Origin of the sequence: Citricoccus nitrophenolicus (assembly GCF_047305825.1) — a bacterium.
GTDB classification, from domain to species: Bacteria; Actinomycetota; Actinomycetes; order Actinomycetales; family Micrococcaceae; genus Citricoccus; species Citricoccus nitrophenolicus.
Map to the genome: position 1 here is coordinate 3,250,296 of NZ_CP063070.1, position 18,057 is coordinate 3,268,352.

Consider the following 18,057-nt stretch of genomic DNA (forward strand, 5'->3'; position numbering starts at 1 on the left):
CGTGACCGAATCCGCCGGACTGCGTGCCGGATACTTCGCCGCGGCCGCCGCGGTGCGTCCCACGCTCAACGCGCTGATGGCCAAGGAGTGGCAGGGGACCGAGAACCTCCCGGAAGGGGGGTTCATCCTGTGTGCCAACCACGTCTCCAACCTGGACCCACTGGCCGTTGGGCACCTGGTCTACTCGCAGGGGCACCTGCCCTACTTCCTGGCCAAGGCCGAACTCTTCCAGCTCCCCGTGGTGGGCGGACTGCTCACCCGGATGCGCCAGATCCCCGTGGACCGAGCCCGCGGCGGCAATGAATCGCTGCTGGCGGCGAACCAGGTGTTGGCGGACGGCGGTGCGATCATCATCTATCCCGAGGCCACGCTGACCCTTGATCCGGACCTCTGGCCCATGAAGGCCAAGACGGGTGCCGCGCGGCTGGCCCTCAAGACCGGCGTGCCCGTCATCCCCCTGGCCCAGTGGGGCATCCACGAGGTCATGCCGCGTCAGGCCAAGGCACCCAGGCTGTGGCCCCGGCGTACCGCCAGCGCCCGGATCGGAACCCCTGTGCCGCTCGAGGACTTGCGTGCCTCCGCCCTGACACGGGACGTCCTGGATGCGGCCAGCGAACGGATCATGTCCGCCATCACGGGTGAACTCGAGGCCCTGCGCGGCGAACCGGCCCCCGAGGGACGGTGGAATCCACGCACCGCACGCCGTGAACTGATCTCCGGCCGGCAGGACCCGGGCGGCAGCGGCACCGAGCGGGGGACCCTGTGAACGCGGCGGGCCGGCCCGAGAAGCTGGTGGTGGTGGGCGCCGGCAGTTGGGGAACCACTTTCGCCAAGGTTCTGGCCGACTCCGCCCTGGAACGGGGGGTCCCCGAGCCTGAGATCGTCATCTGGGCCCGCCGCCCCGAGATCGCGGAGTCCATCACCTGGGAGCACCGCAACGAGGACTACCTGCCGGAGATCGCCCTGCCGGAATGCCTGACCGCCACCACGGACCTGGCCGCCGCCGTGAGCGGGGCCGGACTCGTGGTGCTGGCCATCCCGGCCCAGGAGGTCCGGAAACACCTGCCGGCCATCCGCGCCCACCTGGGCCCGGCCGCCGTCGTGCTCTCGCTCATCAAGGGGCTGGAACGCGGCACCGATGCGCGGATGAGCGAGCTGTGCGCCGAGGAGCTGGATCTGCCGGCTGAGCGATTCGCCGTGGTGTCCGGGCCGAACCTGGCGCTGGAGATCGCCCGAGGCGAGCCCACCGCCACCGTGGTGGCCTCCACCGATCCTGCTGCCGCCGAGTGGATCGCCACGCGGACCGCGGGCCCATACTTCCGGCCCTACACGAACACGGACGTGACCGGCGTGGAGATCTGCGGCGTGGTCAAGAACGTCATCGCCCTGGCCGTGGGCATCTGCGACGGCCTGGGCTTCGGGGACAACTCCAAGGCCTCCGTCATCACACGCGGGCTGGCCGAGACCACGCGGCTGGCCGAGAGCCTGGGCGGGCAGGCGGAGACCCTGGCCGGGCTGGCCGGGCTGGGCGACCTGGTGGCCACGTGCGCCTCGCCGCTGTCCCGGAACCGGACGGCCGGGCGGTACCTCGGCCAGGGGCTGAGCGTGGAGGAAGCCACCGCGCGGCTCAAGCAGACGGCGGAGGGCATGAAATCGGTCTCGGCGGTGGTGGACCTGTCCAGGCGTCACGGTGTGGAGATGCCGATCAGCGAGGCGATGAACGCGGTGATCGCCGGGAGCCTCGATGTGGACACCCTGTCCGGACTGCTGCTGTCCCGGGACCTCAAATCGGAAGGACGAACGTGACCACGGAAGACAACGGCCGCCTGCGCGTACTGGTGCTGTTCGGAGGGCGCTCGAGTGAGCACCCGATCAGCTGCATCACCGCCACCGGCGTGCTGGGAGCCATGGACCCGGAGCGCTACGAGGCGGTCCCGGTGGGGATCACCCGCACCGGGCAGTGGCACGGCCTGGATGCGGACCCGCAGGGCTGGAAACTGCCCGGCGGGGATCTGCCCGAGGTCCCGGAACCCACGGACCCGCTGACGCTGCACCTGACCTCCGCCGGCCTCCACGAGCTCGTCTCCGTCACGCGGGGCACCTCGTACGGTGCCGTGGACGTGGTCTTCCCCCTGCTGCACGGGCCGTTCGGTGAGGACGGGACCCTGCAGGGCGAACTCGAGATGGCTGCCGTGCCCTACGTGGGCGCCGGCGTGCTGGCCTCAGCCGTGGGCATGGACAAGCACTTCATGAAGCTGGCCTTCCAGGCCGCCGGGCTGAGTGTGGGGCCCTGGGAGACCGTCACGGACCGCCAGTGGCGTGCCGACCCCGAGGCAGCCGTGCAACGCGTGGCGGCCCTCGGCCTGCCCCTGTTCGTCAAGCCGGCCCGTGCGGGCTCCTCCTTCGGCATCACCCGCGTGTCCACCCCGGAGGGGATCGCCGCGGCCATCGAGGAAGCCCGGCGCTACGACCCGAAGGTCGTGGTGAGGCCGGAATCGAGGGCCGTGAGATCGAGTGCGCCGTGCTGGACGGGCACGGGACCTCGGCGCCACGGACGTCCCTGCCCGGGGAGATCGTGGTGCATGACGGATCCGGCGAACACGACTTCTACGACTTCCAGGCCAAGTACCAGGACAACACCGCCGCCGAGCTCTCCTGCCCGGCAGACCTGCCGCCGGAGGCGATCGCGCAGGTCCAGCGGCTGGCCGTGGAGGCCTTCGACGCCGTGGGTGGGGAGGGGCTGTCCCGCGTGGACTTCTTCTACACGCCGGACGGCGAGTTCGTGATCAATGAGATCAACACCATGCCGGGATTCACGCCGATCAGCATGTACCCGGCCATGTGGGAGCGGTCCGGGTTGCCCTACAGCGAACTGATCGATGAACTGCTCACGCTCGCTCTCGAGCGCGGCACCGGGCTGCACTAGTCACTGCCGGCAGGACTGTCAGCACTATGGGGCAGGCTGGTCCGTCTGCGGGATCGGCGTCTGGGTGGGGGCTGTGGTGGTGCATCCGCCGGTGGCGGGGATGCGGCTGACGGCAGAGGCCAGGTCCACCATGACCGAACTCGAGCCCGCCTGCGTGTCGTCGAAGAGCACCTCCACGGCGGGGGAACGGCCATACGAGGTCAGGGTCCAGAACTCCCCGTCATCCCTGGTCACCCAGTCGACGCCGTTGGCCGTGACACAGTGTTCCGTGGTGGGTCCGGGGACAGGGACGCCGCACCGCAGGATGACGGCGGAGGGTTCCCCCCAAGCAGCCGTGGCCTGGCTGTCCGTCTCACGGCGTTCGAGTCCGGCGACGACGTCAGGAAGGGCGACCATGGTCTCGGCGCAGACAGGATCGGTAGCCTCTGGAGCAGGCTCCACGTCCGCCACGGGGCTCGCACAGCCGCTGACAGCAAGGACGGCGCCGGCCAGAGTCACCGCTACGACGGTCCTGGTACGGCGACCCGCAGCCGATGTCCCGGACCCCCTGTGGGCAGGGCTGGTCCGGGGCTTCAGGTCTGGGGAGATCATGGGAACAGCCTACGATGACTCGGTCTGCCGTTGCCGTACCATGGGACGAGCGCTTCGCGGCCAGGGGCCGGATCGGACAGGTTCCCTGATGGCCTGTGGACCGGTGACCGCCGTCATGGTCAGGTCGGCCGGATCCGCAGCCGCCCATCCTGACCAGCCGCCCACTGCCCACACCACGGAGGACCGACGTGTCTGAACGCCCCACCGAAGTCCTCGGATCCCCGGGGGACGGTCCTTCCGCGTCAGCCTCGCGCCGTGACGGGCGTCCCCGGCGAAAGAACAAGGCCGTCTGGTGGACGCTCGGCGTGCTCTTGGTCCTGGTGGTCGGCGCTGCCGTGGTGGCCGTGGCCTATCTGACGAACCTTGCCTCCACCTTTGACAACGACACGGAGCGCTTCGAGACGAGCTTCCCGGAGGAGGACTCCCGCCCCACCAAGGCCCCGGCCTCAGAGGGAAGGGAGGAGCCGCTGAACATCCTGTTGTTGGGCTCTGACTCCGGCGGCGGTTCCGGCGAGACCGAGAACCTCGCGGACGTGCCGCAGGCGGGACGCTCGGACACGATGATGTGGGTGCACATCCCGGGGGACCGGGAGAAGGTCTACGTGATGTCCGTCATGCGCGATCTCTGGGTGGAGATCCCCGGGGAGGGCACCCACAAGGTGAATGCGGCCTACTCCTTCGGCGGCGTGCCCAAGACCGTCCAGACGCTGGAGACCATGTTCGGCACCCGGATCGACCACGTGGCCGCCGTGGACATGGCCGGGTTCGAGGGACTCGTGGACTCGCTCGGCGGCGTGGACATCACGGTCCCGGAGTCCTTCCAGTCCGGCAATGGCGGCAAGTCGTTCCAGGCCGGCACCCAGCACATGGACGGTGACACCGCGCTGTCCTTCGTCCGGGAGCGGTATGCGTTCTCCGACGGAGACTACTCGCGGGTCCAGAACCAGCAGCTTTTCCTGAAGGCCGTGGCCCAGAGGGTGATGACCCCTGAAACGCTGACAAATCCGGGCAGGATCTCCGATATGGTTAGCGGGTTGTCTCCATATCTGACACTGGATGAAACGTTGAACTCAGGGGAGCTGGTCTCCATCGGACGGACGATGACCGACGTTCGATCGGATGATCTGGAGATGTTCACGGTGCCCACCGACGGGGTGGGCCGCGCGAGGGGCCAGTCTGTTGTCTGGCCGGACGAACAGGCGATTGCGGAGATCGGTTCCGCCCTCAGCCACGACGACATGGCCTCGTATCATTCCGGTCGGTGACCGGAACACACTCGAAAGGACGCGACTTGGACCTTCGCGACTACATCCGGATCCTGCGGAACAACTGGCTGGCGATCGTGTTGGTGACCCTTCTGGGGGTCGCCGTGGCCGCTGGAGCCACGGCGCTGACGAAGCCGAGCTACACCGCCCGGACACAGATCTTCGTGGCCGTGAACTCCGGTGACTCCGCGAGTGACATCCTGCAGGGGTCCAGCTTCTCCGAGAAGCGCGTCACCTCCTACGTCACCCTCGCCACCAGCCCGCGGGTCCTGCAGCCGGTCATCGACGACCTCGGTCTGGACGTCAGCGTGCAGAGCCTGGCGGAGACGGTGGAGGCAACGGCCCCTCCGCAGACCGTGTTGCTCAACCTCTCCACCACCCACCAGGACCCGGCCCGCTCCGCCGAGATCGCCAATGCCGTGGCCGATTCACTCATCTCCACCGTGTACGAGGTGGAGAGCACCGAGGGCGAGGGGAACCCCCTCGTGGACCTCTCCGTGGTGGAGGATGCCTCCGTGCCGCTGTCTCCCTCCAGTCCGCGGGTGGCCCTGAACCTGGCCCTCGGATTCGTGGTCGGCGCGGCCCTCGGCGTGGCCTTCGCCCTGCTGAGGACCCTGCTGGACTCCCGCATCCGCAGCCGCGAGGACGTGGAACGCATCACGGACGCCCCCGTGCTGGGCGCCTTCGCTGACCACAAGTCGGCCGAGGACGAGCCCCTCATCTCGATCGACGACCAGTTCGATCCGCGTGCCGAGAGCTACCGTCAGCTGCGTACGCACCTGAAGTTCACCAACGTGGACGGCGGTACCCAGTCCGTGGTGGTCACCTCCTCGATCCCGGGTGAGGGCAAGACCACCACCTCCTGCAACCTCGGCATCATGTTGGCCGAGTCCGGCAGCCGCGTGGTCGTCATCGACGCGGACCTGCGCCGACCGCGCGTGGCCAAGACCCTGGGCATGGAGGGTGCAGTGGGGCTCTCCACCATCCTGTCCGGCCAGATCGACCTCGAGGACGCCATCCAGTCCTGGGGACCTGACGGCGAGCTGGACGTCATCACCTCCGGTGAGATCCCGCCGAACCCCTCGGAGCTTCTGGGCTCCGAGGCCATGCGCCGGCTGCTGCGCCAGTTGGAGGGCCGCTATGACGTGGTCCTGCTGGACGCCCCGCCGCTGCAGCCCGTGACGGACCCCTCCGTGCTGGCCGCCATGACCTCCGGAGTGATGCTCGTCAACCGCGTGGACGGCTATGTGCACCGCGAGCAGCTGCAGGGCGGTCTGGACAGCCTGACGTCCGTGGACGCCCGGCTGCTGGGCCTGGTGCTGACCCGTGTCCCGCAGAAGCGCGGCACCTACTACGCCTACCAGTACGCCTATGAGGCGGACACCGTGGAGCCGACCTCGGCCCGCCGGTCCAACGGTGGCGGTCACTCCTCCGGCCGGGGCAAGCCGTCCAACCAGAAGGCCCTGATGGGTATGCGATTCCGGTGAGGTGCCGGGAGTGACCAGTCACGAGACAGCCCCACGCGCGCCGTCGCGGGTGCACCAGTGGCTGGAACTGGCGGAGACCGTGATCGGCAACGCCTCGGATCGGATGGATGCCATGAACATCTTCCCGGTCCCGGACGGTGACACCGGCAGCAACCTGTATGGGACGGTGCGTGCAGCGCGGGCCGCTGTGGCCGCCTCGGACGCCGAGGACCTGGGCGTGCTGCTGTCCATGGCGGGGCGTGCTGCGCTGGACCAGGCCCGGGGAAACTCCGGCACCCTGTTGGCCGTGATGCTGATCGGCATGTCCGAACCCCTCCATGGCCAGGAGCGGCTGGCGGCCCCCACCCTGGCCGCCGCCCTGGAGCGGGCCCAGACCAGCTGTTGGGCTGCCCTCTCCGACCCCCAGGACGGCACCATGCTCACGGTCTTGGGCTCGGCGGCTCGCGCTGCGGGGGAGCACGCAGCGGGACTGCAGGGTCAACCGGAGGACCAGGTGATGAGCCGCCGCGAGCTCGGCGCCGCCCTGGACGCCGTGGTGGATGCCACGTGGCAGGCCGTGGTCCAGACCGAGGGCCAACTGGCGGCTCTGGCCGAGGCCAACGTGGTGGACGCCGGGGGCGTGGGGCTGATGCTGTTCCTGGACTCCCTCCGGGCGACCGTCAAGGGAACCCGGATCGACCCGGGACTGCTGGACGGGCTGCACGGTTTCGCGGCCTCCGCCCCACACATCCACACCGACCGCGAATCCACGGTGGGCTACGAGTTGATGTGCAGCATCGACCTGGATCCGCTCGCTGCGGCCACGCTGCGGTTCGAGCTGAATGAGATCGGGGACTCCGTCATCATGAGCCCCCTCGGCTCGGCCGAGCCGGACGGCGGGGCCGGCGCAGCGGTGCGGTGGCGGCTGCACGTGCATGTGGACGACCACGAGGCCGCCGAGGCGCTCGTGCGCCGGGCCGGCACCCCCGAGAACCTGGTGGTCGCCTCTCTGCAGGACGACACCGGACAGGACGACACCGGACAGGACGACACCGGACAGGACGACACCGGGCAGGATGGCACCGGTCAGGACGGAGCCGGACCGGGCGGCGAGGTGTCCGGGCCGGAGGCGTCGGCGTGAGCGCGGACCTCCAGCAACCGGTCGAGCGGCTGCTGGGTGGCCGTACAGGCCAACGCCTCGCCCGTGAATTGGGTCTGAGGACCGTGGCGGACCTGCTGCACCACTTCCCCCGGCGCTGGATCGAACGGGGGGAGTTGACCCCGATCACGGACCTGCCCGTCGGCGAGCAGGTCACCGTGGTGGCCCGTGTGGTCTCGGTGGAGCGCCGTCAGATGCATTCGCGCCGTGGGTTCATCGTGGACGTCACGGTCACCGCTGACGAGGACGGGGACGGAGACGCCTCCCACCGCCCCGCCACCCTGGAGATGGCCTTCTTCAACAGCTATGACGCGCTGCGCCGTCTGCAACCGGGACATCGGGCCATGTTCCACGGGAAGACCGCCCTGTACCGGGGGGCCCTGACCCTGAACAACCCGGACTTCTCCGTCCTGGACAGCACCGAGGCCCCGGGCCAGGATGATCTGGCCCCTGTCCCGCTCTACCCCGCCACGGCCAAGGTCCCCAGCTGGATCCTCCGTGCCAGCATCGGCACGGTCCTCGACGCCCTGGGCCCGGAGCCGCTGGCCGATCCGGTGCCCGCCGAACTCCTCGAGGCCGCCAGCACGGACGGGGTACCCCTACCGTCCCTGGCCGCCGCCTACGCGGACATCCACCGTCCAGCCGCGGTGGCGGATGCCCTGCGGGCCCGGCGCCGGTTCGCCCTCCAGGAGGCCCTCGTGCTGCAGGGCGCCCTGGCGCTGCGACGCCATGCGGCGGCGTTGCCGGAGGCGGTGGCACGCGCCGCCGTCGGGAAGGGGCTGCTGTCCGCCCTGGACGCTCAGCTGCCGTTCACGCTGACAGAGGGGCAGGTCTCCGCCGGGGCGGCGATCGCCGCGGACCTGGCGCGGGACCGGCCCATGAGCCGACTGCTGCAGGGTGAGGTGGGCTCCGGCAAGACCCTGGTGGCCCTGCGGGCCATGCTCCAGGTGGTGGACGCGGGAGGCCAGGCGGCCCTCGTGGCCCCCACGGAGGTGCTGGCCGCGCAGCACCATCGCTCGCTCACGGCCATCCTGGGGCCGTTGGGGCAGGCCGGTCGGCTGGACGCCCCGGACGGGCCGTCCACTGAGGTGGTCCTGCTGACCGGTTCCCTGAATGCCGCCCAGCGCCGGGAGGCCCTGCTGAAGATCGCCTCCGGGCAGGCTGGCCTGGTGGTGGGCACCCACGCGCTGTTCGGCGGCTCCGTGCAGTTCGCGGACCTGGGGCTGGCGGTGGTGGACGAGCAGCACCGCTTCGGCGTGGACCAGCGCGAATCGCTGCGCCGCGCCAACCCCGGCACGCACCTGCTCGTCATGAGCGCCACCCCCATCCCGCGGTCCGTGGCCATGACCGTCTTCGGAGACCTGGACCTCACCCTCCTGCCGGGGCTGCCGTCCGGACGCCAGCCCGTGGCCACCCACGTGGCGAGGATGGCCCACGGGCCGCGGATCATCGCCCGGGTCTGGGAGGTCATCGCCGAACAGGTGGCCGCCGGTCACCAGGCGTTCGTGGTGTGTCCGAAGATCGAGCCGGGTGACCAGGGGGAAGGTGACGCCGCAGCGGTGGAGGACATGCTGCCCCGCCTCGGCGCGATCCCGGCACTGGCCGGACTGCGGATGGCCGGGCTCCACGGCCGTCAGGACCAGCCGACGCAGGCCCAGACCATGGGCCGGTTCGTGGCCGGTGAGGTGGACCTCCTGGTGGCCACCACCGTGGTGGAGGTCGGCGTGGACGTGCCCAACGCCACGGTCATGGCCGTCCTGGACGCCGAGTCCTTCGGCCTGTCCACCCTGCACCAGCTGCGCGGCCGGGTCGGCCGGGGCACCGCCCCCGCGGTCTGCCTGCTGGCCACGCGGCTGGCGGACGGACATCCCGCCCTGGAGCGCCTCGAGGTTCTCGCCGGGACGCAGGACGGCCTCGAGATCGCCCGGGCGGATGTCCAGCAGCGCGGCGAGGGGGACGTGCTCGGGGCCAGCCAGCACGGTGGCAGCCGGTTGAAGGTCCTGAGGGTGCTGCGGCACGCCGACCTCATCGAGCTCGCGGCGGACTGGATCGGAGTCCACCTCGCCGCGGACGGTACGCTGGACCACCCTCCGCTGGCCGAGTCCGTTGCGGACTGGGAGGCCGGGCACGAGGACAACGGCGACTACATCGAGAAGGGCTGAGGGGACGAGCATGCCGAGGATCATCGCCGGCCACGCCGGGGGGCTGAAACTGCAGTCCGTGCCCGGGGACGCCACCCGTCCCACCACGGACCGGACCCGGGAGGCCCTGTTCTCCTGGTTGGCGAGCCGGGGCTGGTTGGAGGGGACCGCCGTCGTCGATCTCTTCGCCGGGTCCGGTGCCCTCGGAGGGGAGGCCGCCAGTCGCGGCGCCGAGCGTGTGCTGCTCGTGGAGCGGGACCGGCGTGCGGCCGCCGTCTGCCGGAGCAACGCGGAGGCCGTCAACCATCGGCTCGGACGGCCGGTGGTCAGGGTCAGTGCCGGTGACGTGGACCGGGTGCTGGACTCCCCGGCGGGGGCCGGCCCGTGGGACCTCGTCCTGGCGGACCCGCCATACCCTCTCGCCGGCCCCGCGCTGACAGGGACACTGCAGCGTGTGGCGGCCGTGATGGCGCCGGAGGGACTGCTGGTGCTGGAGCGGTCCTCGCGCTCTCCGGAGCCCGAATGGCCGCCCGTGATCGAACCCCTCGAGGCCCGGCGGTACGGTGAGACCACGCTGTACTTCTGCCTGAAGGCCGCTGGGGAGGCGGAGGAATCAGGCTCCGAGGGCCGCGGGCAGCCGCTGTAGCCGGGACACCGCCTCAGCCAGGACCGCCGGTGACTTGCAGAAGGCCCAACGCATCCAGGAGGCCAGGGGCGCCGGTTCTCCGGGGGTCGCCGGCGGGCGGCACAGGGCGCTGACCGGGATGCCCACGACGCCGGCCCGCTCCGCGAGCTCGGTGGCCGCGGCCGCTGCGTCGCTCACCCCGAGCGGCGCCAGGTCCGTGACCGTGAAGTACCCGGCCGCGGGCACCACGGGATGCAGGCCGGCCGAGGACAGGCCGGCCACCAATTCGTCGCGCGCCGCGCGATAGGCCCCCCGCTGCTCGGCCAGGAATCCTGCGCCGTCCTCCAGCGCCCGGGCGATCGCCGGTTGATAGGCGGGGCCGGAGGAGTAGGTGAGGAACTGCTTGACCGAGTACACGGCATCCACCAGATCCGCCGGCCCGGTGACCCAGCCCACCTTCCACCCCGTCAGGGAGAAGCTCTTCCCGGCAGAGGACACCGTCAGGGTGCGGTCCCAGCCGCCCGGCACGGAGGCCACCGGCCGGTGAGTGCCGTCGTAGACCAGGTGCTCGTAGACCTCATCGCTGAGGATCAACACCTCATGCCGTGCGCAGACCTCCACGATCCGGGTGAGGAGCTCCGCCGGCACCACGGCACCCGTGGGGTTGTGCGGCGTGTTCAGCAGCAGGATCCTGGTGCGCGGGCTGATCGCCGCTTCAAGGGCCGCCGGCTCCGGAAGGAAGTCCGGGGCCGCCAGCGGGACGGTCACCAGGCGGGCTCCGGCCAGGGTGGTGATGGCTGCGTAGGAGTCGTAGAACGGTTCGAAGGCCACCACCTCGTCGCCGGGCCGCACCAGGGACAGCAGGGCGGCGGCGATACCCTCCGTGGCGCCAGTGGTCACCACGACCTCCCGGTCCGGGTCCACCGAGAGGCCGTGATGACGGTGCTGGTGGGCGGAGACGGCCCGGCGCAACCCGGGATCACCGCGGCCGGGTGCGTACTGGTTGGCGGGTGTCCCGGCGGGACCGGAACCGGACCGGATGGCCTCCGCGGCCAGCGCTCGGATCCACGGCGGGCCGTCGGTGTCCGGGAAGCCCTGGCCCAGGTTCACCGCCCCGTGCCGCAAGGCCAACCGGGTCATCGTCTCGAAGACGTTGGGTGGATGGAGGGGTGTGACGCGGGGACGGGAGGGCTGTGGTGCGGAGGGCATGGGCTCCATAGTATGTTCGAGGATATGCGCCGAGCCGTCTGCCCTGGATCCTTTGACCCCTTGCACAACGGCCACGTCGAGGTGATCGCACGGGCCACCAACCTCTTCGATGACGTCATCGTGGCGGTCTCCACCAACTACACCAAGAAGTACCGCTTCGATGTGGACACCCGGATCGAGATGATCCGGGAGACCATCTCCTCCCTGCAGGGCATCTCGGTGGTGCCGATGGGGGAGGGGCTTCTCGCCGAGTTCTGCCGGAAGGCGGGGGCCAACGCGATCATCAAGGGGCTGCGCAACACCGCAGACTTCGAGTACGAGATGCCCATGGCCGCGATGAATCGGCATCTGACCGGGGTGGAGACCGTGTTCCTGCCCACGGACGGTCGGTACGCGCATCTGTCCTCCACCCTCATCAAGGAAGTCAGCCAACTCGGTGGGGACGTCTCCGAGTTCGTCCCGCGCGCCGTCATGCGCCGGCTGCACGAGTCCTGATCGTCAGGTCGAGCGGTTATCCTGCCCACATGACTGAACGCGCGCAGAAGACCCGCACCAAGAAGGCCGTCATCCCCGCCGCCGGCCTGGGGACCCGGTTCCTGCCCGCCACCAAGGCCATGCCCAAGGAGATGCTCCCGGTGGTGGACCAGCCGGCCATCCAGTATGTGGTGGCCGAGGCCAAGGCCGCTGGGCTGGACGACCTGCTGATGATCACCGGACGCAGCAAGCGGGCCCTGGAGGACCACTTCGACCGGGTGCCTGCCCTGGAACGGACCTTGGAGTTGAAGGGAGACTTCACCAAGCTGGACAAGATCCAGGAGGCCACCAATCTCGGCAACATCCACTACTTCCGCCAGATCGATCCCAAGGGACTGGGACACGCGGTCCTGTGCGCCCGGCAGCACGTGGGCCGGGAACCCTTTGCCGTGCTGCTCGGTGATGACCTGATCGACGAGCGGGACGACCTGCTCGAGCGCATGATCGACGTCCAGGAGGAGAAGGGCGGTTCCGTGATCGCGCTGATGGAGGTCCCGCAGGAGAACATCTCCTCCTACGGTGTGGCCGAGGTCGCCACGGTGCCCGGGGAGCCTGAGGACGTGGTGCGCGTCACCGGGCTGGTGGAGAAGCCGCCGGCGCACCAGGCTCCGTCCAACCTGGCCGTCATCGGCCGCTACGTCCTGGATCCCGTGGTGTTCGACGTGTTGGCGCGTACCGGGCCAGGCCGCGGCAATGAGATCCAGTTGACCGACGCCCTGCAGGTCCTGGCCCAGGGCGAGGGGGTGGGCTTCGGGGTGCACGCCGTCGTGTTCAGCGGGAAGCGCTATGACACCGGTGACAAGCTGAGCTACCTCAAGGCGGTCATCGAGTTGGCCAGCGCGCGCGAGGACCTCGGCCCGGGACTGCGTCCCTGGCTGAAGGAATTCGCCGCGGGCCTGTGAACCATGGCGAGCCACGGCCCAGCCATTTGGTCCGCGGGGTCCCAGCGGTTAGACTGGTGAGTCGGTCCTGAGGCTTCTGCCCTGCCCGGATCCCAGTTCTTCGGCACACGCCGGAGGTCGGGGTCCTCACCGCCACCACTGTCTGCTGAGGAAGGAATGCTGATGTCCGCGTCATCGTCCCACGTCCCAGCCGGTGCGGCGGGAGACTGGGTGGTCTCCGTCCGGGACCTGGTGCGCAGCCCGGGGTCCATGAGGACCCTGGAAGAGCAGTGGGCAGCCCCTGAGGCACTGTCCACGCCGCTCATCGGCATCCCGGCTGGTTCAGCCGTGGACGTCGAGTTGCGCTTGGAGTCGGTCCACGAGGGCATTCTGATCACCGGTGAGGCTCACGCCGAGCTGATGGGGGAGTGCAGTCGATGCCTGGACCCGATTCAGGACGGGATCACTGTGGACCTGCAGGAACTGTTCCTCGCGGCTGCCCCAGAGGGTGGGAGCGACGAAGAGCGCCTGGTGGTGCAGGAGACCGTGGATCTGGAGCCCGTGCTCCGGGACGCCGTGGTCACCGCCCTGCCCTTCCAGCCGGTCTGCCGGCCGGGATGCCAGGGCCTGTGTGCCGACTGCGGGATCCGTCTGGAGGACGCTGGCGAAGACCACGTCCATGAACAGCTGGATCCCCGCTGGGCGGCCCTGGCCGCGCTGACGAAGACCTCCGAGCCCGGGGCCACCGGGCCGGAACCGAAGACCTCATCCGACGAGACAGAAGAGAGATAGCCGTGGCAGTCCCGAAGCGGAAGATGTCCCGTTCCAACACCCGTGCCCGCCGTTCCCAGTGGAAGGCCACCGTGCCCCCGCTGGTGAAGACCGTGGAGAACGGCCGCGTCACCTACAGCCTGCCGCATCAGGCCAAGGTCGTGACCGACTCCGCCGGTACGCCGATGTTCCTGGAGTACAAGGGCCGCAAGGTCGCTGACGCCTGAGGTGCCCGTGGCGCCTCAGTCAACTGAAGACCTGAACCAGCGTCTCGGGGTCAGAATTGACCCCGAGACGCTTGTCCTTGCCCTGACGCATCGGTCCTACGCCTATGAACAGGGCGGACTGCCCACGAACGAGCGCCTGGAGTTCCTCGGCGACTCCATCCTCGGCTTCGTGGTGACGGACCACCTCTACCGCACGTATCCCGACCGGTCCGAAGGCGACCTGGCCAAGATGCGTGCCGCCGTCGTCTCCACCCGAGCGCTGGCCTCCGTGGCCCGCTCCATCGGCGTGGGCCCGGCCATCCTGCTGGGTGAGGGCGAACGGCGCACCCGCGGGGCGGACAAGGACTCCATCCTCGCGGACACCATGGAGTCGCTGATCGGCGCCACCTACATGGACCACGGGCTGGCAGCGGCCCATGACCTGGTCCACCTCCTGGTGGTGCCGCTGTTGGAGGACGAACTGGCCATGGGTGCCGGGACGGACTGGAAGACCTTCATCCAGGAGGCGGCGGCCAACGGCGGACTCGGCGCCGTCCACTACCGGATGGAGTCCTCCGGCCCGGACCATGACAAGGTCTTCACGGCCACCCTCGTCATCGGTTCCGTGGCCTACTCCACCGGCACGGGCCCGTCCAAGAAGGAGGCGGAGCGCCAGGCCGCAGCCCTCTCCTGGGACGAGGTGAGGGAGGCGGCCGCGGCGGCCGGATCGACTCCCCGTGCCTGAACTGCCCGAGGTGGAGGTGGTGCGCCGAGGCCTGGCCCGCTGGGCGGCAGGGCGTCCGGTCTCCGGGGTCGAGGTGTTGGACGCCCGCTCGACGCGCCGGCACGACGGCGGCCCGGCGGCCTTCGAATCCCAGCTCACCGGCCGCCGTCTGACGGCTCCCGAACGCCGCGGGAAGTACCTGTGGGTGCCCCTGGCCGCGCCCGGCGGCATGGCCCTCGTGGCGCATCTGGGGATGAGTGGACAACTGCTCATCAGTTCCCCCGAGACTCCGGCGCAGCGCCACCTGAGAATCCGGGTCCTGCTGGAGGACCCGGTAGGCCAGGGCCCCGATGCGCCGGACGCGGAACCCGCCCTGGAACTGCGGTTCGTGGACCAACGCATCTTCGGCGGACTGTTCCTGGACCCCCTCGTGCCGTCCGCGGACCGGGCGGATCAGCTGTTGCCGGCCTCAGTGGCACACATCGCCCGGGACCCGTTGGACCCCTACTTCGATGCGGACTCGGTCCATGTGCGGCTGCGGGCCCGCAAGACCGGGATCAAGCGGGCACTGCTGGACCAGGGGCTGGTCTCCGGCATCGGGAACATCTATGCGGACGAGGCCCTCTGGCGGGCCCGGCTGCACTACGCCCGGCCCACCGAGACCCTGAATCGCGGCGAGTCCGCTCGGTTGCTGGCTGCCGTGCGGGACGTGATGGAGGACGCGCTGTCTCAGGGAGGCACCAGCTTCGATTCCCTCTACGTCAATGTCAACGGGGAGTCGGGCTACTTCGAGCGGTCCCTCAACGTCTACGGCCAGGCTGGCCGGCCGTGCCCCCGCTGCGCCGCCGAGCACCGTGACACGGTGATCGTCAAGGACCGGTTCATGAACCGCTCCTCGGCGTACTGCCCTCGGTGCCAGCCGGTGCCACGGCGTGCCCGCTGGTAGCGGTCTAAGATGGTGTGGAACTTTCTGCATGGATGGGAACCCCTTTGTCTCACATTGAGAACCACGAGCCGTTGCCGCGCCGTTCCCGTGGCCGCGCCTCGCGGAAGCGCCACACCGTCCGAAACGCCTTCATCGTGGTGGCGGCGCTGCTGGTCATCGTGCTGGTCTTCGTGGCGGTATACGTGGGCTCCATCGCCTCGGCCTTCAATGACAAGCGGCAGACCGTGGACGCGGGCATCGCCAGCGAGGAGGCCGCCTCGGATGGTGTGCTGAATGTCCTGGTGATGGGCTCCGACTCGCGGGGCGAGGGCATGGACACCGCGGAGAACAAGGGTGAGGACGGCGAGCGTTCGGACACCATGATGCTGGTGCACGTCCCCGAGGACCGGCAGAACGTCTACGTGATGTCGATCGTGCGCGATCTCTGGGTCGAGATCCCGGGGGAGGGGGAGCGGAAGGTCAACTCCGCCCTCGGACTGGGCGGCTACCCCCTGGTGACCGCCACGGTGGAGAACCTGTTGGGCGTGAACATCGACCACCTGGCGGTCATCGACTTCGAGGGCTTCAACGGCTTGACGGAGGCCCTCGGGGGCGTGGAGGTGTGCAACCCGAACGCCTTCTCCTCGGGTCAGGTGAATCCGTCTTACTTCCCCGAGGGGGAGATCCTGCTCCAGGGTCCAGACGCCCTGCGGTACGTCCGCGAACGCAAGGCCTTCCTGGGGGGCGACTTCGAGCGGGTCGCCAACCAGCAGCGCTTCGTGTCCGCCATGGTGGATCAGATCCTCACCGTGGACACGCTGGCCAACCCTCAGCGGGTGATGGCCGTGGTGGACAGCATCGTGCCGTTCATCTCCGTGGATGAGGGACTCGACGCCGGGACGATCGCCGGGTACGGGCTGCAACTGAACGGGATCCGTTCGGACGACATCGAGACGTTCACCATCCCCCATGGGCCGCCGGCCGAGGGCCCGGGCGGGGCCTCGATCGTGCTCCAGGACGAAGAGGCCCTGCCGGAGCTGCGCCGGGCCCTGCAGCAGGACCGGCTGGGCGAGTACCTGTCCCCGGACGATGCCGAGCCGTCCCCCGGCGCGGAGGGCACAGCGGGGAGCTCAGCGGAAAACTCGGCGGAGGGCTCCGCCGGAACCTCGGAGTCCACCGAGGCCCAGGGAACCGAGGAGGACGGAGCCCAGACTCAGGCGCCGGGCTCTGACTCCGCGTCCTCCTCGGCCGATGCCACCGGCTCGGACGCCTCCGGCAGTGCCTCCGCCAGTGCCTCCGACGAGGCGGCTGTCCCCGAGGCCGTCTGCGCCGGGGCCTAGCCCATGCGGGTCCAGCTGATCACCCATTCCTACCTCCCGGAGCGCACGCCGCCCCAGCGGAGGTGGGCCGCCTTCGTGGAGGCCTTCCGGGCCGAAGGCTGGGACGTGGACATCGTGGTGCCGCCGGCAGATCCCGGGCACGTCCCCGGAGCACGGCCGACCGGCGGGGAGGTGCACCGTCGGGGCCCCTGGGGTGAGAGGATCCACCGAACGCTCCGGTGGCCGGCGCTGCGGGGCACCCGCGAGGGCCGGTTCCTGGGCCACATCGTCCACGCCGTGGCGGCGATCCCGGTGGGCCTGCGGGCCCAGAGGCCGGATGTCATCGTCATCACCGTCCCGGCGCTGCCCACCGTGGTGGCGGGTTGGACCCTCTCCCGGCTCCGCCGGGTGCCCCTGATCATCGAGATGCGGGACGCCTGGCCGGACCTGGCCCGCGAGTCCGGGGTCTCCACCGGGATGCTGAGCCGGGTCATGGAGGCCCTGGTCACCGGGACACAGCGCACCGCGGACCTGGTGGTGACGGTGACGGAGGGGTTCGCGGAACGCCTGAGGGAACGCGGCCTGGACAGGGTGGAGGTCGTCGGCAACGGAGTCCCCCTCGCGGACATCCCCCTCCTGCCCACGCGAACGCGGGCACCCGGACAGCTCAACGTGCTCTACCTGGGCAACCACGGGGAGAGCCAGGGGCTGGAGACGGTCATCCGCGCGGCGGGTCTCGTCCACGGGGGGCCCGAAGGCATCGTGGTCCGGTTCGTCGGCTCGGGGACGCGACACGCCGCTCTGGCGGAACTGAACGCCTCACTGGGTTCACCGGTCCAGATGCTCCCTCCGGCGCACGGGGCCGATCTGCAGGAACAGTACGCGTGGGCGGACACCTGCCTGGTGACCCTGCGTCCGGACTGGCCCAGCTTCGAATGGACGGTTCCCTCGAAGACCTACGAGCTGCTGGCAGTGGGCCGGCACGTCACCGGGATCGTCACGGGGGAGGCCGCCCGGATTCTGGAGTCGTCCGGGGCAGCGACCCTGGTCGCGGCCTCGCCACAGGCCCTCGTGGAGGTCTGGCGGCTGCTGGCGAAGGAGCCGGACGCCACGAACGTGGACGGCCACGGACGGGAATGGGTAGGCCGCCACGCGGACCTTCCGCAGCTGGGCCGGCGCTTCGTGGAACGTGCCCGGGACACCGTGCTGCGCCACTCGGACCCCGGTCACCCCCTATAATCGCCACTGACCGGATGTGCCCCCGGCCGTGATTGCCCCGAGCCCTTCGCTGAGAACTCCACTCAGCGGTGTGGCC

At 70.0% G+C, this 18,057-nt stretch carries 17 protein-coding genes and 1 pseudogene; 16 read left to right on the forward strand and 2 right to left on the reverse strand.

Annotation, left to right across the window (positions count from 1 at the left end):
• The first annotated feature begins 1 nt into the window (after position 1).
• The 3 genes and pseudogenes from IMT31_RS14750 (at position 2) to IMT31_RS14760 (ending at position 2,926) form a co-directional block, all read left to right on the forward strand.
• A complete protein-coding gene (locus IMT31_RS14750; RefSeq protein WP_413543244.1) occupies positions 2-766 on the forward strand; it encodes a lysophospholipid acyltransferase family protein in 765 nt (254 codons plus the stop codon).
• Positions 763-1,806 (forward strand): NAD(P)H-dependent glycerol-3-phosphate dehydrogenase, encoded by a 1,044-nt coding sequence (locus tag IMT31_RS14755; protein WP_345359134.1) that lies wholly within the window; start codon positions 763-765, stop codon positions 1,804-1,806. Before IMT31_RS14750 ends, IMT31_RS14755 begins: the two co-directional genes overlap by 4 nt.
• A pseudogene (locus tag IMT31_RS14760) lies at positions 1,788-2,926 on the forward strand (D-alanine--D-alanine ligase family protein). Before IMT31_RS14755 ends, IMT31_RS14760 begins: the two are co-directional and overlap by 19 nt.
• 24 nt (positions 2,927-2,950) lie before the next feature.
• Here IMT31_RS14760 and IMT31_RS14765 read toward each other — a convergent pair.
• Positions 2,951-3,517 carry a DUF3515 domain-containing protein gene (locus IMT31_RS14765; RefSeq protein WP_413543245.1) on the reverse strand — a complete coding sequence of 189 codons (567 nt, stop codon included), beginning with the start codon at positions 3,515-3,517 and terminating at the stop codon, positions 2,951-2,953.
• 188 nt (positions 3,518-3,705) lie between these two features.
• Here IMT31_RS14765 and IMT31_RS14770 point away from each other — a divergent pair, with 188 nt between their 5' ends.
• The 5 genes from IMT31_RS14770 to rsmD are packed head-to-tail and all read left to right on the forward strand — an operon-like array spanning position 3,706 to position 10,194.
• Positions 3,706-4,782 carry an LCP family protein gene (locus IMT31_RS14770; protein ID WP_413543246.1) on the forward strand — a complete coding sequence of 359 codons (1,077 nt, stop codon included), beginning with the start codon at positions 3,706-3,708 and terminating at the stop codon, positions 4,780-4,782.
• A 26-nt stretch (positions 4,783-4,808) separates the two neighbouring features.
• Positions 4,809-6,269, forward strand: a complete 1,461-nt coding sequence (locus tag IMT31_RS14775) for a polysaccharide biosynthesis tyrosine autokinase (RefSeq protein ID WP_413543247.1) — start codon at positions 4,809-4,811, stop codon at positions 6,267-6,269.
• 10 nt (positions 6,270-6,279) lie between these two features.
• The gene (locus IMT31_RS14780; RefSeq protein WP_413543248.1) at positions 6,280-7,389 is read left to right on the forward strand and encodes a DAK2 domain-containing protein; all 1,110 of its coding nucleotides are present in this window, start codon (positions 6,280-6,282) and stop codon (positions 7,387-7,389) included.
• Complete coding sequence (locus IMT31_RS14785) at positions 7,386-9,569, forward strand: ATP-dependent DNA helicase RecG (protein ID WP_413543249.1); 2,184 nt, start codon at positions 7,386-7,388, stop codon at positions 9,567-9,569. Before IMT31_RS14780 ends, IMT31_RS14785 begins: the two co-directional genes overlap by 4 nt.
• 10 nt (positions 9,570-9,579) lie before the next feature.
• Complete coding sequence (gene rsmD / locus IMT31_RS14790; protein ID WP_413543250.1) at positions 9,580-10,194, forward strand: 16S rRNA (guanine(966)-N(2))-methyltransferase RsmD; 615 nt, start codon at positions 9,580-9,582, stop codon at positions 10,192-10,194.
• Here the strand turns inward: rsmD and IMT31_RS14795 are convergent.
• Entirely contained in the window at positions 10,162-11,382 is a 1,221-nt protein-coding gene (locus IMT31_RS14795; RefSeq protein WP_413543251.1) for an aminotransferase class I/II-fold pyridoxal phosphate-dependent enzyme, read from the reverse strand. The two genes, rsmD and IMT31_RS14795, sit on opposite strands and share 33 nt — an antisense overlap.
• 24 nt (positions 11,383-11,406) lie before the next feature.
• Here IMT31_RS14795 and coaD point away from each other — a divergent pair, with 24 nt between their 5' ends.
• From coaD to IMT31_RS14835, 8 genes are all read left to right on the forward strand, one after another.
• Positions 11,407-11,877, forward strand: a complete 471-nt coding sequence (coaD, locus tag IMT31_RS14800) for a pantetheine-phosphate adenylyltransferase (RefSeq protein WP_345359158.1) — start codon at positions 11,407-11,409, stop codon at positions 11,875-11,877.
• Between the two features lie 29 nt (positions 11,878-11,906).
• Positions 11,907-12,818, forward strand: a complete 912-nt coding sequence (galU, locus tag IMT31_RS14805; protein ID WP_345359161.1) for a UTP--glucose-1-phosphate uridylyltransferase GalU — start codon at positions 11,907-11,909, stop codon at positions 12,816-12,818.
• A 162-nt stretch (positions 12,819-12,980) separates the two neighbouring features.
• On the forward strand, positions 12,981-13,589 hold the full coding sequence (locus tag IMT31_RS14810) for a YceD family protein (RefSeq protein ID WP_345359164.1): 609 nt from the start codon (positions 12,981-12,983) through the stop codon (positions 13,587-13,589).
• Between the two features lie 2 nt (positions 13,590-13,591).
• Positions 13,592-13,795 (forward strand): 50S ribosomal protein L32, encoded by a 204-nt coding sequence (gene rpmF / locus IMT31_RS14815; RefSeq protein ID WP_345359167.1) that lies wholly within the window; start codon positions 13,592-13,594, stop codon positions 13,793-13,795.
• 1 nt (position 13,796) lies between these two features.
• Entirely contained in the window at positions 13,797-14,519 is a 723-nt protein-coding gene (rnc, locus tag IMT31_RS14820; protein ID WP_378109350.1) for a ribonuclease III, read from the forward strand.
• Positions 14,512-15,444: a bifunctional DNA-formamidopyrimidine glycosylase/DNA-(apurinic or apyrimidinic site) lyase gene (gene mutM / locus IMT31_RS14825; RefSeq protein WP_345359173.1), complete on the forward strand. Its 933-nt coding sequence runs from the start codon at positions 14,512-14,514 to the stop codon at positions 15,442-15,444. The genes rnc and mutM overlap by 8 nt, the downstream gene beginning before the upstream one ends.
• Before the next feature lie 44 nt (positions 15,445-15,488).
• Positions 15,489-16,763 carry an LCP family protein gene (locus IMT31_RS14830; protein WP_413543252.1) on the forward strand — a complete coding sequence of 425 codons (1,275 nt, stop codon included), beginning with the start codon at positions 15,489-15,491 and terminating at the stop codon, positions 16,761-16,763.
• Between the two features lie 3 nt (positions 16,764-16,766).
• The gene (locus IMT31_RS14835; protein WP_345359179.1) at positions 16,767-17,981 is read left to right on the forward strand and encodes a glycosyltransferase family 4 protein; all 1,215 of its coding nucleotides are present in this window, start codon (positions 16,767-16,769) and stop codon (positions 17,979-17,981) included.
• Positions 17,982-18,057: the final 76 nt, after the last annotated feature.